This is a genomic window from Burkholderia sp. MSMB1826 (assembly GCF_001526325.1).
Classification (GTDB): domain Bacteria; phylum Pseudomonadota; class Gammaproteobacteria; order Burkholderiales; family Burkholderiaceae; genus Burkholderia.
On sequence record NZ_LOYN01000043.1, the window covers coordinates 91,005 to 107,063 of the forward strand.

The following is a 16,059-nucleotide window of genomic DNA, read 5'->3' on the forward strand; positions in this document are numbered from 1 at the left end:
GATAACCGATAAATTCTGCTATCGATCCAACCAGCCGGCATAAGCGGAGCGCTCGCTGATTCGGATGCGTTCGCCGGGTGTCGGAGCGTGCCGGTTTTCGGCTGCGCGCGGGGTGACCCGGATTGCGCCGAGCAGTCGCCGCACACGCGCGCGCTTCAAGGTGCGCCGGGTACGACCGTTGCTCGAAAAAGCGCGTATGCCTTTATCGAGGAGAGTGATCATGCCCGAACAGAGAGCGATCCAGCGAGCGCGCGCCGACAAGCGCAGCGGCAAGTCGCCGAGCACGCAAGCAGGCGAGTTCGTCAAGGAAGAGATCGACCGCGTACGCAGCGGCAAGCACGGCGTACGCTCCGCCAAGCAGGCAATCGCCATCGGTCTGTCGCAGGCGCGGCGTGCAGGTGTCGATCTCGAGCCGCCCGCGAAGGGCAAGACGAGCGAAGCGACCCGCAAGAAGGCGGCACAGGACACCGCTGCGGGACAAGGCAGGAAAAGGACGAGCCCGAGCACCGAATCGAAAGCGAAACGCTCGCGTACCACGACCGCCGTGTTGAAGCGCGAGAGTAAGAAGGGGGCGTCGTCGACCGCGATGTCGGGGCAGGCGAAGCGCGCTGCCGCGCGCCGTCCGGCCGCGAGCCGTTCCGCGGCGGCCAGGAAGGCGGCGCAGACCAAGGGCGCGGCGGGCCGCTCGGCAGCGGCAAAGAAGGCGGCACAGACGCGGGCGGCCCGTTCGCATCATCACTGACGCGTTGGCCGATCGGCCACGCGCGCTTGATTGCGGCGCCGGCGAAACGTCGGCAGCATCGGCAGAACCCGGCGTGCTCGCGCGGAACGGGCGCGCTGCGCGAGCACCCGCTGCCGCAGCGGTTGCGGCTATGCCGGGCTCGATACGGCGTGGCCGGCATGCGATCTCTATCGAGGCGGAGACAGCCGCCTGAAGCGCTTCCACAATTTTTTCATGTGAGCGTAATCGGCGGCCACGCGCGAAGCCCAGAACCCTCGCACGAAAGCGGCGCCCGATGCGGTATCGGCGTGGGCGCGGGGAAGCGAATCCAGCAGACGGTCCGCGACCACCGCGTCGTTGCGCCAGCCCAGATCGTCCTGCAGCGTACTCAACGTCGCCACGTAATGCTTCACGGCCGACTTCGAAAACAACGAGGCAAAGAATTCCGTCGCATACCGAAGTTTCTTCGCGGCGATACGCGCCCGATGTCGGCGGCGATCGTCGAGCCCGGCCAGCCCGCGGCCGCGCTTGAGCAACTTCTTGTGCCTGCGACGCACTATGTCGGATGCAAGCCGCTTCGCCGGCTTTTGCACGGCTTCGGACACCTCGGGCGACATGCCGTCACGCCAGCGTGCACCGTTTAGCCATAGCGTCAGTTGCAGAATCAGTCGCGTGTAGCGGACGGACTCCGCGGCAGCGGCCGCCTTGGCGCGCTTTTCCGTCGCCACCCGCTGGCACGCGCGTTCCACTGCCCGACGTTCCGGCTTCTTCTGCGTTTGCTCGAGTGCCTGGCCGAGTGTCGAGCGAACGAGTACCTCCCAGTCGCGCGCCTCTCCGAGCTCCGATGCGATCCAGCGCAGTTCGTCCTGAAGCCCCGGATAAGGGGGAATAACCTTGTCGAACAGATCGAGCGCCGAGCGCAGACGCCGCAGGCCGACCCGCATCTGATGCACGCTCGACGGGTCGTGACCGGACACGACACCGCGTTCGTTCGCGTGAATATGCTCGAGGCAATTGTGCGCGATCTGGCGGAAGGCGTCTTCGATGCTGTCCCGTTTATGGAGCGTCACCGACTTCGCTTTCACGGGTGTCTGGTGTCGTTGCACAAGCATTTCGTAGCCGCGATCGGCCTTGCTCAGGTGGTCGAAGCGCAACGGGACCGTCGCGAGCAGATCGAGCGCGATCTGATAGAGACGGTCGGGCCGGCCTCGCTTCAATTCCATCTCGACCGCGACGATGGGAGTCGAAGCCGTGTCGGTTTCGATGGTGCCCTCGTCGATCGCAAACTCGACTTCTTCGTCCGATGGCAGGCGTAATGGCAGCACCGTGCGGCGAATCCTGGTGACGAAGCGCGCTTCGAGAGTCGAGGCAGTGCGTTTGTCGCGAATCAGCTTTCCCAGATCGCTGTCGGCGGGGATCGAATCGGTGAACAAGCTCAGATTCGGTGCGTGACCGTCGACCGGTATTTCGAATTCGTCGCGCTCGTACACACCTGCCTGCGCCGAGTCATCGAGCTTGATGGTCTGGACCGTCCCGTCACCGTGATCGCGCACGCGCAGCGACGCATTGCAGCGGCGAAATGCGAGTTCCGATGTGTCGTAGTAGGTGCTGACCAGCGTTGTGTCCGACCACCCGGCATTCCTGCTTTTCGCGAACAGCGACGACTCGCGGATTCGACCCACATGCTCGCGGTCTACCAGCAGCTTCAGTTCCCTTTCCATTGCACTCCCTTGCTCTCGTCATCGGCCGGTCAGCTCGCACGCCGTTCGGTGGCGACGCTTCGCCGTCTGACGCAGGCGAGCATTTTTTGCACCCTTCGGCGGCGGCCTTGACCGTCCCGCCGATGGCGCCCGACATGCCGACATACCCGCCTGCATCTTCCCCGTCATGCGCCGAGGTCCGGACACGTACAGGTGCGCGAGCCAGGTAAAACGTACAAATCGACTGGTCGTAATCGGGAAGGGGCCATTCGAATCGAAGCGGTTCGACCGGTTACGCGCTGCTGGCGGGTACGCGGCTTGCTGCACACGGGCACCCGGACCGATGCGTGACGTTTCCACTACGCGACCTGACGCGTCGGGACTGGCGCAGTGCGATCGATCCGAACGCGTTGCGCAAACGCCGGCGTTCGCGGCAGCCTGGAGACAGCCTCCACCGGGCTGTCACGACAGCGGCAAGGCGCCGCCCGCGCCGTTGGACGATTGGGAGAGGGCTCGGCATGGAATCACGAGATCCGGCAGTTCATGAGCCGGCCACGACGCGCGGAGGCGACACGTGTGGCCGGCGATAGCCTCGTACGACGATTGAAGGAAATCGCGTGCCGCGTGCCCGGTATCGCATGGCTCGGCACGTACCGGATGGCCTGGCTGGCGGGCGACGCCACCGCGGGGGTGACGCTGAGCGCCGTGCTGGTGCCCGCCGGCATGGCCTATGCGATCGCGTCCGGCCTGTCCGCCGCGTCGGGGCTCTATGCGTCGATTGCCGCGCTGGTCACATACGCGGTGTTCGGACCGAGCCGCATCCTCGTGCTCGGGCCCGATTCCGCGCTCATTGCGCTGATCGCGGCGAGCATCGTGCCGCTCGCGCACGGCAACCTCGCGCATGCGGCGGCGCTCGCGGGCGCGCTTGCGTTGCTGTCCGGCGGCCTGTGTCTGGCGGTTGGCCTGTTCCGGCTGGGCTTCATCACCGATCTGCTGTCTACGCCGATCCGCTACGGCTATCTGAACGGCATCATCGTCACGATCATCGTCAGCCAGTTACCGAAGCTGCTCGGCCTGACCGTGCATGAAGCGTCGATTCTGCAGCAACTGCGCGCGGTAGCGAGCGCCATGGCTGCCGGCAAAACGAACCTCGCGGCCTTGTCGATCGGTGTGCTGTCGCTCGCCGTCATTCTCGCGTTCAGACGCTGGGCGCCGAAAGTGCCGGGGGTGCTGGTCGCCGTGGCCGTCGCCACAGTCGGGACCGCCTGTTTCGATCTGGCGGCCCGGGCCGGTGTCAGCGTAGTGGGCACATTGCCTCGGGGGCTGCCGTTGCCGGATTTTCCGGCGCTTGCGTCGAGCGAATGGCTCGCACTGTCGGCCAGTGCCGCTGCCATCGCGCTGGTGTCGTTTACGGACATCAGCATGCTGTCGCAGATATACGGGCTGCGCAGCGGGGACGGTGTCGACCGCAATCGCGAATTCGTCGCGCTCGGGATCGCGAATATCGCGGCGGGACTGTTCCAGGGCTTTTCGGTCGCGGCCAGCGGATCGCGCACGCCGGTCGCCGAGGGGGCCGGTGCGAAGAGTCAGGCCTGCGGCCTGATTGCCGCGCTCATCGTGGCGGCGTTGCTGGTTTTTGCCCCGCAGGCGCTCCGCGACACGCCGCAAGCCACCCTGGGGGCCGTGGTCGTGGCCGCCTCGTTTTCGTTGATCGAAATCGCCGGCCTGCGGCGGCTTTACCGGCTGCGCCGTCCGGAATTCGTGCAGTCGCTCGCATGCTTTGCCGGGGTCGTGCTGTCGGGCGTGGTGGCTGGCGTGGGTATCGCACTCGGGCTTGCCGTGCTGGCCTTTCTCTGGAGGGCGTGGCGTCCTTATTCGGCCGTGCTCGGCCGGCGCGACGGCGTGAAGGGCTATCACGATATCGCGCGTCATCCGGACGCGCGGCGCATCCCCGGGCTGGTTCTGCTGCGCTGGGATGCGCCGCTGTTCTTCGCCAATGCGGAAATCTTTCACGAGCGGGTGATGAGCGCGGCGCGCGATGCGCCTACCCGTACCCGTTGGGTCGCCATCGCGGCCGAGCCCGTGACGGATATCGACGTCACCGCCGCCGACATGCTGGCGAGGCTCGACGACGAACTCGACGATGCGGACATGCAGCTATGCTTCGCGGAACTCAAGGGGCCGGTCAAGGACAGCCTGAAGCGATACGGATTGTACGAGCGGATCGGCGAGGATCACTTCATGCCGACGGTCGGCGAAACCGTGTCGGCGTATCTGAAATCCCATTCGGTCGAGTGGCACGATTGGGAAGGCGAAGGATGATGCGCCGCGTCCGGGCGGCGACGACGGGGTGCGGGTAGCGAGACGCGCGTCGCGAAAGCCGTTCCTTGCGAAGTGCGCGTAGCCAGTACTGTTCGCACGCAGCCCGCGCTGGGCGGGCAGGCATCACCGCGATGGTGGCGACGAGATCGTCCGGGTCGCCGCGGCCCGACATGCACGGTACCGACTGCGCATGGTCGGCCGGTTCATGACTCGCTGCGGAGTCTGGCCGTCAGGCCGGGCGATCGCCACTCCAGTCGCCCCGTTGCGGCAACCGGCAATGGCCGGCATTGAATTTCCCCGACGCGCAATGGTCGGCCGTGCCCGGCGGCCGGTCTTCATTCGTTCCGGGTTCGGGCGGAAGGACGACCGGTGCAACAGCGGGAATCAGCGCGTTGTCTTGGGTAACGGCATGCCGAGGACGGAGGAACGAGTCGCGTCCCCGACCGGCGTGCCCGGCGGCAGGCGCAGTCCTTTGGCCTTCTTGCGTTGGCCCGGCGGCGGGGCGGTCGGTTGCTGCGACTGCATCGCCGCGATCAGTTGCTGGCACGGCAGCGGTTTGTTGTTGCTCGGCGCGATCAACGGAATCAGCGCGGCGAACGGATTGACGATGCCGAGGCCGACCATCGCGCCGCCGCGTAGCGCGAGCGCGGTCGGGTTCACGCCGACGTGCGGATTCTTGAATGTGCCCTTGACGTAGAGCGGCGAGCGCAGTGTGAAAATGCGGAAGCCCTTCGTGTGCGGGTGTACGCCGAGATCCATCGTTTCGTTTTTCATGTTCACCTTGCCGTCGATGTTGATGACGGCGTCGTCCGTGTCGAGTGCGAACGCATGCGAATCGAGCACGCCATCGGTGACGACGAAATCGGCGGCCGCGCAGTTGATGTGCACGGTGCGATCGCCATACAGCTTTTCGTAGACGACATTCGCGACGTTCAGGCCGGCGGCTTCCATGAGCAGTCGGCTCAGCACGCCGTCGGTGACGAGCAGCTTCACCTCGCCGTTGGCGCTGGCCGCGAGCGCCGCCGGCGTGTTGCCGGTCGCGGACAACTGCGCGTCGCCATTGACTTCGCCGAGCGCGCTTTGCATCGTCTTCACGGTGGGCAGCAACTGCTTCAGCTTGAGATGGCGCACGCGCGTCGACGCGCGCGCCTTGAGCGGCCGCTCGCGGCCGTCGAGATGAAGATCCGATGCGATCGCGCCACCCGCGACGCCGAACTTGAGCGGCTCCAGCGACAGCACGCCATCGATCATCACGATGTGCGTGTACAGATCCGTAATGGGCAGCGCCGGATCCTTGACGATGCGGCGGCCCGTGAATTTCACGTCGGCATCGATCGCCTTCCAGCGCTCGGTCCTGAAGCCCTCGACAGGCAGGGCCTTGTTCGCCGGCTGACGCGCGGTGTCGCCGCGCCTGGCCTTGCTCGCGTTGCTGTCCGCGCCGACCACCGGTGCCAGATCCTTGAACTGCAGCAGATTCGAGACCACCTCGCCCGTGAGCAGCGGTCGCGGTGCGCGCTGCGTATAGATCAGCGTGCCGTCGAGATCGCTGCCGCCCACACGGCTTGAAAATTTTTCATAACGGAACACGCTGCCGCCGGCTTTGATGTTGCCCGTCAGATGACCCTCCGTGGCATAGGGCGGGGTCTGGGGGAGCGTGATGCCCGTCAATGGATACAGGCGATCGAGGCTCGAGCCTTGCAGCCACAGGCGCAAATCGACGGCAGCCAGATGGGCGGGGTCGGTGACGGTCCCGACCAATGAAACATGCAGGTCGCCCGCCTTGACGTCCGCCTGTACCGGGACGGGCCGCGACGCGTCCTGCAGCGCGAGCACGCCGCCGAGCTTGCCGCTGCCCGACAGCGCCGAATGCTTGTAGCTGCCCGTCGCTGTCCAGCCGATGCCGTATTGCGGCTCGCTCGTCGGTTGCGTGACGGCGGCAGGCGTTCCGCTTGCAGGCTGTTGGCCGGCCGAAGCGGGGCTTCCGGGCATGGTCGGCGCTGCCGATACGCCGGATGCCGACGCCGCCGACGCCGCAGATGCCGCCGCTTGCGCCTGCGTGCTCAGTTTTCGCGCGCCTCGCTTGCCGACCACGTCGGCCGACGCGCTGCGCGACTTGTTTTCCTGTTGCTTCAGGACTTCGCCGATCGGGATCGCATGACCGAGCGTATTGACCGTCGCCTGCATCGCCACGTCTTGTGGCTGGTCGGACAGCGCGATGTTGCCCTGGTCGAGCCGAATGTCGTGCAGGTCGAGCTTCCACTCGAGCGGGTGCGCGGAGGACTTGAGCTTGAAGGTCCAGTTGTTTCGTCCATCGGCGACGCGTTCGAGGTCGATGGAAGGACGCACCAGGTTGATGGTCGGAATGACGATGTCGTGCGTGAGCAGCGGAAGCAGCTTCACCTGGAAGTCGATTTCGTCGAGCGTGGCGAAGTACCGCTGTTTCGTCCAGTCCGGGTTCGCGATCGTGATGTTTCGCGCCGCAAAGGTGGGCCAAAGAACCCACGCGCGCCAGCCGGTTTCGCCGCTGGCGCGATGCCAGCTCACGGTCAGGTCGCCGTTGATCGTGAACGTACGACCGATCGCGGCGCTCACCTTGTCGTCGACCATGGGCCGCGCCAAGTTCCAGTCGAACGTGAAAATGAACATCGCGATCGCCGCGATCAGAATGATCAGTACTGCGACGAGCCACGCAACGACTTTGCCTGCCATTCTGGCGATCGTCATTCCGGACGCGTTCAGTGGAGCCATGGCGAAGGTCTTGAGGTTGGTGGTCCGGCCCCTCACGGGCCGGCCTTCGGCAGGAAGGCAGCAATCGCCGTACCGCGAGCGGGCCCATGCGTTGCGGGACGATCGAGCAGTACCGAGCAGGTATCGATTTTGCTGTCCACATCGGGCAGCAGATTTTCTTACCGGATAAAGGAGCAGATCGATGACGAAATCACCTGCAACCCATGACGCCGTACCTGAATCCAGCGACCCGTTCGTACTGGATCTCAAGAAAATTCGCGAGGACGCGCGCAAGCACATGTCGGACGGCCCGGTCACGCAAACGTACGGCGCGGACCGCACCAAGGTGCTGAAGCTGCTCAATGACGCGCTGGCGACCGAGATCGTCTGCACGCTGCGTTACAAGCGGCATTACTTCATGGCCAGGGGCATCAATTCGGAAGCCGTGGCGCAGGAATTCGCGCAGCATGCGACCGAAGAGCAGGAGCACGCCGACCGGATCGCCGAGCGCATCGTGCAGCTCGGCGGCGAACCCGATTTCGCGCCGGACGGCCTGAAAACGCGTGCGCACTCGGAGTACCGGGAAGGCACGGACCTGACCAGCATGATCGGCGAGAATCTGGTCGCCGAGCGGATTGCCATCGATACGTATCGGGAGATCATCCGCTACCTCGGCGAGAAGGATGTCACGACGCGCCGGCTGTTCGAGGAGATTCTCGCGGTCGAGGAAGAGCATGCCGACGATATGGCCGATCTGCTCCAGGGGCGCGGATAGTCCGTTGAAGACGTCGCGCCGGGGAACCCAGGCAACGCCTGCGGGCTGGGCGATAGGCGCGGGAAGGGCGCCCGATCGGGCCGTCCTTCCCGCGAGAATGTTTTCTGCACCCGGGCGCGCCGGGAGGCGCGGGGCCCGCGAGTCTTCGCACAAGGTGTGCGCGTGCGGTGTTTCTTGAGCTCGAAACGAAAAAAGGCCGGCTGAGAGCCGACCTTTTTAAAAAACAGATGGTGCCCAGGAGAGGACTCGAACCTCCACGATGTTGCCACCGCTAGGACCTGAACCTAGTGCGTCTACCAATTCCGCCACCTGGGCACGTTTTGCAGTAGCTGCTTGCTGCAAAGAAGCGAAATTATAGCGCCCCAATTATTCCTGTCAACATCTTTTTGCGGTGCATCGCAAACCGGCCGCCGCCGTGCGCGGCCGCGGCATTCCCGTCATTTGGCGACACGGGCGGGTGATAGAATGACCCGCCGCCGTCAATATAGAACTGTCTCGGACGGACACCTCTATGTTGATGCCGTGCACCATCGGTCAACGCAACGAGAACAATCATCGACAAACCCTTGAGCAAATATCCGTACCCCATTCCGAGCCGTGAAGAGATTCTCGGCGTGCTGCGTACGAGCGACGCGCCGCTGGCCGCCAACGACATCGCCGAAGCCCTGTCGATCAAGCGTCAGGAGCGCGAGGGGTTCTTCCGGCGTGTCGCCGCGATGGAGCGCGACGGCCAGATCCGCCTCGACAAGCGCGGCCATTACCAGTTGACCCATCCGTCGAATTTCGTCGCGGGGCGTGTGCAGGGGCATCGCGACGGCTACGGGTTCGTGATCCGCGACGACGGCCAGGACGACCTGTTTTTGCCGAACGGCGAAATGCAGAAGGTGATGCACAACGACCGCGTGCTCGCGCGGATCGTCGGCTACGATCGCCGCGGCCGGCCGGAAGGGCATGTCGTCGAAGTCACCGAGCGCGCGAACAAGCGCGTGATCGGCCGCCTGCTGAACGAGAACGGCGCGCTGATCGTCGCGCCGGAAGACAAGCGCATCGGCCACGACATCCTGATCACGCAGAACGTGAAGAAGGCGAAGGTCGGGCAGGTCGTCGTCGTCGAGCTGACCGATTTCCCGAGCCGCCATTCGCAGCCGCTCGGCCGTGTCGTCGAAGTGCTCGGCGATATCGACGATCCGGGCATGGAGATCGAAATCGCGGTGCGCAAGTACGGCGTGCCGCACGAATTCAGCCAGCCGGCGCTCGACGAAGCCGCCGCGCTGCCCGACAAGGTGCGGCCGGCCGACCTGCGTTTTCGCGTCGACCTGCGCGACGTGCCGCTCGTGACGATCGACGGCGAGGACGCCCGCGACTTCGACGACGCCGTCTACTGCGAGCCGGTCAAGGTCGGCCGCGGCGACGGCTACCGCCTGATCGTCGCGATCGCCGACGTGTCGCACTACGTCCAGCCGGGTAGCGGGCTCGATGCCGACGCGCTCGAGCGCAGCACGTCGGTCTACTTCCCGCGCCGCGTGATCCCGATGCTGCCGGAGAAGCTGTCGAACGGCCTCTGTTCGCTGAATCCGCAGGTCGATCGCTGCGTGCTCGCGTGCGACATGGTGATCACCGCGCGCGGCGAGATCAAGGCATACCAGTTCTATCCGGCCGTGATCCATTCGGCGGCGCGCCTGACGTACACCGAAGTCGCGGCCGTGCTGTCGAACACGAAGGGGCCGGAGGCTGCGCGCCGCGCCGATCTGCTGCCGCACCTGCAGGATCTGTACGGCGTCTACAAGTCGCTGTTCGCCGCGCGACAAAAGCGCGGTGCGATCGACTTCGACACGACCGAGACCTATATCGTCTGCAACTCGCAGGGCAAGATCGAGCAGATCGTGCCGCGTCAGCGCAACGACGCGCACAAGCTGATCGAGGAATGCATGCTGGCCGCGAACGTCTGCGCGGCCGATTTCCTGAAGCGCAACAAGCATCCGGGCCTGTACCGCGTGCACGCGGGACCGACGCCGGAGAAGCTGGAGAACCTGCGCGCGTTCCTGCGCGGTATGGGTCTGTCGCTCGGCGGCGGCGACAAGCCGCATGCGAGCGACTACGCGGCGCTGATGGCGCAGATCCGCGACCGGCCGGACGCGCAGATGCTGCAGCCGATGCTGCTGCGCTCGATGCAGCAGGCCGTCTACAGCCCGGACAACATCGGCCACTTCGGTCTCGCGTACGAGGCATACGCGCACTTCACGAGCCCGATCCGCCGTTATCCGGACCTGCTCACGCACCGCGCGATCTACGCGATCCTGTCGGGCAAGAAGTACGCGCCGAAGGCGCCGGAAGGCTTCGAGCTGAATACCGCGCTGTCGCCGCGCGCCCGCGCGATGCAGCAGGCCGACGACGAAGCGCGCGGCCGCTCGCGTTCGAACACGGCGATCTGGGAAGAGCTCGGCCTGCACTGCTCGGCGAACGAACGCCGCGCGGACGAAGCGTCGCGCGACGTCGAAGCGTGGCTCAAGTGCTACTTCATGCGCGACAAGCTCGGCGAGGAGTACGGCGGGATGGTGAACGGCGTGACGTCGTTCGGCATCTTCGTGCAGCTCGACACGCTGTTCATCGAAGGGCTCGTGCACGTGACGGAGCTCGGCTCGGACTACTTCCAGTACGACGAGATCAAGAACGAGCTGCGCGGCGAACGCACGGGCATCCGCTATCGCCTGTCGGATCGCGTGCGCGTGCAGGTGAGCCGCGTCGATCTCGACGCGCGCAAGATCGATTTCCGCCTCGTGCGCGATACGCCGGTGAAGGCGCCGCGGCCGTCGCCCGCGCCGGCTGCCGGCGTCGATCGCAACGGCAGCGGCCCGCGCGTGCGTGCGCTGCCGCCGGCGGAGGAAACCGTGCCGCGCCGCAAGACGGCCGCGAGCGCGCCGAGCGTCGCGGTGAAGGAAGCGCGCGCCGCGCGTGGCGCCGCGAAGAAGAAGGGCGGTGGCGGCGGCGCGCCGGCGAAGCCGGCCGCGAAGAAGGCCCGCGCCCGCAAGAAGTATTGAGCGTTCGGGGCGGCGCAAGCGCACGCCCTGCAGTATCGAGAGACGCCGCGTCACCGGTCATCGGCCGGCCACGCGGCGCTTTCCTTTTCCATGGATCGCGGCTGCGCACGTCGCGCGGCCGCACGTTTGATCGAAGGTTGTTCCAGTCATGTCACGTCTGAAGGTTCTTTACGGTTTTCATGCGGTGACCGCACGTATGCGGCACGATGCATCGACGGTGGCGGAGGTGCTGTACGACCAGACGCGCCGCGACCGCCGCATGCAGGAGTTCCTGCACGCCGCGAAGGAAGCGGGCGTGCGGCTGATCGCAGCCGACGAAACGCGCCTGTGGGGCCTCGCGCATACCGAGCGCCACCAGGGCGTCGTCGCGCGCGTCGAGGACATGCCGCTCGCGCAGAACCTGTCCGAGCTGCTCGACGGCATCAACGGGCCCGCGCTGCTGCTCGTGCTCGACGGCGTCACCGATCCGCACAACCTCGGCGCGTGCCTGCGGGTCGCCGATTCGGCTGGCGCGCACGCGGTGATCGCGCCGCGCGACCGGGCGGTCGGCCTGAACGCGACCGCGGCCAAGGTGGCGAGCGGCGCGGCCGATACGGTGCCGTACATCACGGTGACGAACCTCGCCCGCGCGCTGCGCGAGCTGAAGGAAGCCGGCGTATGGATCATCGGCACGTCGGACGAGGCGCCGGCGACGCTCTACGAAACGAAGCTCGACGGCCCGGTCGCGCTCGTGATGGGCGCGGAAGGCGAAGGCATGCGCCGGCTCACGCGCGACACCTGCGACGAAGTGATGAGCATCCCGATGGCCGGCAGCGTGGAAAGCCTGAACGTGTCGGTCGCGAGCGGCGTGTGCCTGTACGAGGCCGTGCGCCAGCGGCGCGTGAAGGGCTGACCCCGAGGCTGCCCCCCGAGGCTGATCCGGGGGCCGGCCCGTCCCGCGCGCGATGCGCGGGCATCGAATGACCCGAACGACGCGTGCGCCGATGCAAGCTCTCCGGAATCCGAGACCGATGACCCTGTTCCGTGTCGGCGTCTCCTGCGCCGTGCTCGGCCTGCTGGCGGCCTGTACGTCGCCGACGCTCGTCGATCGCGGCGCCTACTACGCCGACACGAGCCTGCATGCGCGCGGCGCCGATGCGCGGATCCGCTTTCTCGTGATGCATTACACCGAAAGCGACGAGGCGAAATCGCTGCGCACGCTGACCGGCGAGTCGGTCAGCGTGCATTACGTCATCCCGCCGCAGCCGCGCACCGAGCGTGGGATGCCCGTCGTCTACCAGCTCGTTCCGGAAGCACGGCGCGCGTGGCACGCGGGTATCAGCGAGTGGCAGGGCACGACCGAGCTGAACGCGGTGTCGATCGGAATCGAGAACGTGAACCGCGGCCCGCTCGATCCGCAGCAGCGCACCTGGCAGCCGTATCCGCCCGAACAGGTCGACGCGCTGATCCGCCTGTCGAAGGACATCGTCGCGCGCTACGGAATTGCGCCGACGCGCGTGGTCGGGCACAGCGACATCGCACCGCAACGCAAGATCGATCCCGGGCCGCTGTTCCCGTGGCATGCGCTCGCGCAAGCCGGCGTCGGCGCATGGCCGGACGATGCGACCGTCGCCGCACGGCTCGGCGGCCGCGATCCGCACGCGCCGGTCGACGTGCGCGAACTGCAGCTCAAGCTCGCGCGCTACGGCTACGACGTGCCGACCGACGGCGTGCTCGACACGCGCACGCGGCGCGTGTTCGCGGCGTTCCAGATGCATTTCCGGCCGTCTGATTACGCGGGCAACCCGGACGCGGAAAGCGACGCGATCGCGCAGGCGCTGCTCGACAAGTACTTCCCCGGCACGCAAGCGGCGGACCCCGCGCCGGCCGCCGACACGCGCTGAATACGCGGCGCATCGCCCGCGGAAAAACGCGGGACCGTGCGCCGACTCCGGTAAACTGGCGGTTTTCCGCAATCCCGCAGCATTACCACGCCATGACTCAAGACGAACTCAAACGCCTCGTCGGCCAAGCCGCCGCCGATTACGTGATCCAGAACGTACCCGAAGGTGCGGTGATCGGTGTCGGCACCGGCTCGACCGCCAACTGCTTCATCGACGCGCTCGCCGCCGTCAAATCGCGCTATCGCGGTGCCGTGTCCAGCTCGGTCGCCACGACCGAACGCCTGAAATCGCACGGCATCAAGGTGTTCGACATGAACGAGGTCGAGTCGCTTCAGGTGTACGTCGACGGCGCCGACGAGATCGACGCGAGCGGCGCGATGATCAAGGGCGGCGGCGGCGCGCTGACGCGCGAGAAGATCGTCGCGTCGGTGGCCGACACGTTCGTCTGTATCGCCGACGCCAGCAAGCGCGTGCCGGTGCTCGGCGCATTCCCGCTGCCGATCGAGGTCGTGCCGATGGCGCGCACGGCGATCGGCCGGCGCGTGACCGCGCTCGGCGGCGTGCCCGTGCTGCGCGTGACGAAGGACGGCGCGCCCTACATCACGGACAACGGTAACGAGATCGTCGACGTGAAGGGCCTGCAGATCGCCGATCCGCGCGGTTTCGAAGCGCAGGTGAACGCCTGGCCGGGCGTCGTGACGGTCGGCCTGTTCGCCGAGCGCGGTGCGAATCTGTGCTTGCTCGGCACGGAAAACGGCGTTGAAACGATCGTTTATCCGGCTGGCTGAATCTGAATGAGAAGCAGTCCGTAACGGCGCGCTATCTGCCGTCATGGATTGGATATATAAATCTTGTGGAAACCGGGGTCCGGCAGGCGCGGCGCGCTTCCCGGGCCTTTTTTTTAGCCGTATAAATCACCTCGTTCAAAAGAGGGATAACCCTGTCAGGTGTTTACCAGATAGCGAAATATCGTCGAACTCATCAACTTATAGATCATAAGAACAGTAGTAACCAGGGCCGGCGGAACTGCGGAGCAGGTGTTCGCAAATCGACGCACGGGGAGGTGTCATGGAGCAGGGCAAAGACCGGTCACTGGTCGCCAAAGTGATGGATGGGCTTGTCGCGGGTATCGTCGAAGACAAGTACGGCGGCATCTTGCCGCCACAGGACGTGCTGTCGAAAGAGTTCGACGTGAGCCGCACGGTGATGCGGGAAGCGTTGTCGATGTTGCTTGCGCGCGACATGCTCGACGTGCGTCCGAAAGTCGGTACGCGCGTGCGGCCGATGCGCGACTGGCGGATGATCGACGAAGACGTCGTGAGCTGGCGATTTCGGGCGAAGCCCGATCCGCAGTTCATGCGCGACGTCATCGAATTCCGCATGCTGATCGAACCGCGCGCGACCGCGCAGGCGGCGGTGCGCGCGACGGCGGCCGACATCGCGGGCATTCGCGAAGCGTTCGATGCGTTCAAGGTGCTGCAGCCGGGCGACCCCGGCTACGACACGGCGGACGAGTTGCTGCATACGCGGATCGTGCAGGCGAGCGGCAACCAGTTCTTCCAGCAGATGGCGGCGATCGTGCGCGGGGCAGTGCGTCTCGTGAATCCGCGCGTCGTGCAGAAGGAAGGCGCGCACGACATCGCGGTGAAGGCGCATGCGCGCGTCGTCGATGCGATCGAACGGCGCGACCCGCGCGAAGCCGAAGCGGCCTCGCTCGCGCTGATCGATTTCAGCGCGGACGAGATTTCGCGCGATTTCTCGGTCGACGTGCCGGTGCGTGCCTGACGCCGCGCGTATCGCTCATCCGTGTGCCGGGCCGTTTATCATGACGGCCGGCCGGCAGCGTGCCGGCAACCGTCATACGACCGACACGGAAGATCAGGATGAACGACAACGACCATCGCCCGGTGCGCTTCGGCATCGTCGGTGCGGGCAGCATTGCGCGCCGCTTCGCGCAAAGCCTCGCGCACGTGCCGGGCGCCACGCTCGCCGGCGTCTGGGCCCGCCGCGCCGACGCAGCGGCCGCCTTCTGCGAGACATACGGCGGCGCACCTGCCGCGCGCCTCGACGCGCTCCTCGCGAGCGATATCGACGCGGTCTACATCGCGACGCTCCATGACAGTCACGCGCAGTACACGCTGGCCGCATTGGCCGCCGGCAAGGCCGTGCTGTGCGAGAAGCCCGCGGCGCTGAACGCCGTGCAGCTCGACACGGTGCTGAACGCGGCGCGCGATGCCGGGCGGCTCTTCATGGAGGCGATGAAGCCGCCATTCTTCCCGCTGTACCGTCAGTTGCGCGCGCATCTGCGTGACGATCCGATCGGCGAGATCCGGCTCGTGCGGGCCGGTTGTGCATCGTCGTCGGTGCCGGCGGACCATTCCGTCTATCGGCTCGATCGCGCGGGCGGCGCGCTGCTCGATATCGGCATCTACGAGGCGTTCCTTGCCATCGACTGGCTCGGCGCGGCGCGCGACGTGCAGACGCTCGGCCGCGTCGGCGCGACGGGTGTCGACCTGTTCGCGAGCCTGAACAGCGTGCATGCGAACGGCGGGATCGCGCAGCTCTTTTGCGGCCTCGACGTGATGGGGCGCGGCGATGCGCTGATCGCCGCGGCGGGCGGCCACGTGACGATTCACGAAAAGTGGTGGAACCCCGCGCGGGCGACGATCCGCTACGCGGACGGGCGCACCGTCGAGCTCGACGCGCCGGTCGACGGCGGCGGGCTGAACTACGAAACCGCGCATTTCTGCGACCTGCTGCGCGCGGGCGAGATCGAAAGCCCGATCATGACGCACGACCATTCGCGGCAGATGATCGCGATGACCGACGCGGCGCGCGCCGTGCTCGGCGTGCGTTATTCGGGCGAGTAAGCGGCAAGGCGGGTGCCGGGCCC

Annotated in this window: 11 protein-coding genes and 1 tRNA gene; 9 read left to right on the plus strand and 3 right to left on the minus strand. The window is 66.3% G+C overall.

Annotated elements, in window-relative coordinates; translation table 11 throughout:
- Positions 1 to 220: 220 nt before the first annotated feature.
- A complete protein-coding gene (locus tag WS95_RS24140) occupies positions 221 to 742 on the plus strand; it encodes a DUF6496 domain-containing protein (RefSeq protein ID WP_059826561.1) in 522 nt (173 codons plus the stop codon).
- A gap of 167 nt (positions 743 to 909) precedes the next feature.
- Here WS95_RS24140 and WS95_RS24145 read toward each other — a convergent pair whose 3' ends face one another.
- Complete coding sequence (locus WS95_RS24145) at positions 910 to 2,442, minus strand: CYTH and CHAD domain-containing protein (RefSeq protein ID WP_059826563.1); 1,533 nt, start codon at positions 2,440 to 2,442, stop codon at positions 910 to 912.
- Between the two features lie 522 nt (positions 2,443 to 2,964).
- On the opposite strand from WS95_RS24145, the gene WS95_RS24150 reads away from it, so the two are divergent.
- On the plus strand, positions 2,965 to 4,743 hold the full coding sequence (locus tag WS95_RS24150) for a SulP family inorganic anion transporter (protein WP_373557167.1): 1,779 nt from the start codon (positions 2,965 to 2,967) through the stop codon (positions 4,741 to 4,743).
- 384 nt (positions 4,744 to 5,127) lie between these two features.
- On the opposite strand, the gene WS95_RS24155 is transcribed toward WS95_RS24150, so the two are convergent.
- Positions 5,128 to 7,491, minus strand: a complete 2,364-nt coding sequence (locus tag WS95_RS24155; protein ID WP_059826567.1) for an AsmA family protein — start codon at positions 7,489 to 7,491, stop codon at positions 5,128 to 5,130.
- 181 nt (positions 7,492 to 7,672) lie between these two features.
- Between WS95_RS24155 and WS95_RS24160 the strand changes: the two genes are divergently transcribed.
- The gene (locus WS95_RS24160; protein ID WP_034207163.1) at positions 7,673 to 8,245 is read left to right on the plus strand and encodes a ferritin-like domain-containing protein; all 573 of its coding nucleotides are present in this window, start codon (positions 7,673 to 7,675) and stop codon (positions 8,243 to 8,245) included.
- Positions 8,246 to 8,473: 228 nt separating this feature from the next.
- Here WS95_RS24160 and WS95_RS24165 read toward each other — a convergent pair.
- Positions 8,474 to 8,560: transfer RNA gene (locus tag WS95_RS24165), tRNA-Leu, on the minus strand.
- Between the two features lie 251 nt (positions 8,561 to 8,811).
- Between WS95_RS24165 and rnr the strand changes: the two genes are divergently transcribed.
- The 6 genes from rnr to WS95_RS24195 all read left to right on the plus strand — a co-directional run bounded on the left by rnr (position 8,812) and on the right by WS95_RS24195 (position 16,036).
- Positions 8,812 to 11,283: a ribonuclease R gene (gene rnr, locus WS95_RS24170; RefSeq protein ID WP_034207164.1), complete on the plus strand. Its 2,472-nt coding sequence runs from the start codon at positions 8,812 to 8,814 to the stop codon at positions 11,281 to 11,283.
- A gap of 148 nt (positions 11,284 to 11,431) precedes the next feature.
- Positions 11,432 to 12,175, plus strand: a complete 744-nt coding sequence (gene rlmB, locus WS95_RS24175) for a 23S rRNA (guanosine(2251)-2'-O)-methyltransferase RlmB (protein WP_034207165.1) — start codon at positions 11,432 to 11,434, stop codon at positions 12,173 to 12,175.
- A gap of 118 nt (positions 12,176 to 12,293) precedes the next feature.
- Positions 12,294 to 13,166, plus strand: a complete 873-nt coding sequence (locus tag WS95_RS24180) for an N-acetylmuramoyl-L-alanine amidase (protein WP_059826570.1) — start codon at positions 12,294 to 12,296, stop codon at positions 13,164 to 13,166.
- Positions 13,167 to 13,258: 92 nt separating this feature from the next.
- The gene (gene rpiA / locus WS95_RS24185; protein ID WP_059826574.1) at positions 13,259 to 13,954 is read left to right on the plus strand and encodes a ribose-5-phosphate isomerase RpiA; all 696 of its coding nucleotides are present in this window, start codon (positions 13,259 to 13,261) and stop codon (positions 13,952 to 13,954) included.
- Between the two features lie 280 nt (positions 13,955 to 14,234).
- On the plus strand, positions 14,235 to 14,951 hold the full coding sequence (locus tag WS95_RS24190; protein WP_006476118.1) for a FadR/GntR family transcriptional regulator: 717 nt from the start codon (positions 14,235 to 14,237) through the stop codon (positions 14,949 to 14,951).
- Between the two features lie 98 nt (positions 14,952 to 15,049).
- Positions 15,050 to 16,036: a Gfo/Idh/MocA family protein gene (locus WS95_RS24195; RefSeq protein WP_059826576.1), complete on the plus strand. Its 987-nt coding sequence runs from the start codon at positions 15,050 to 15,052 to the stop codon at positions 16,034 to 16,036.
- Positions 16,037 to 16,059: the final 23 nt, after the last annotated feature.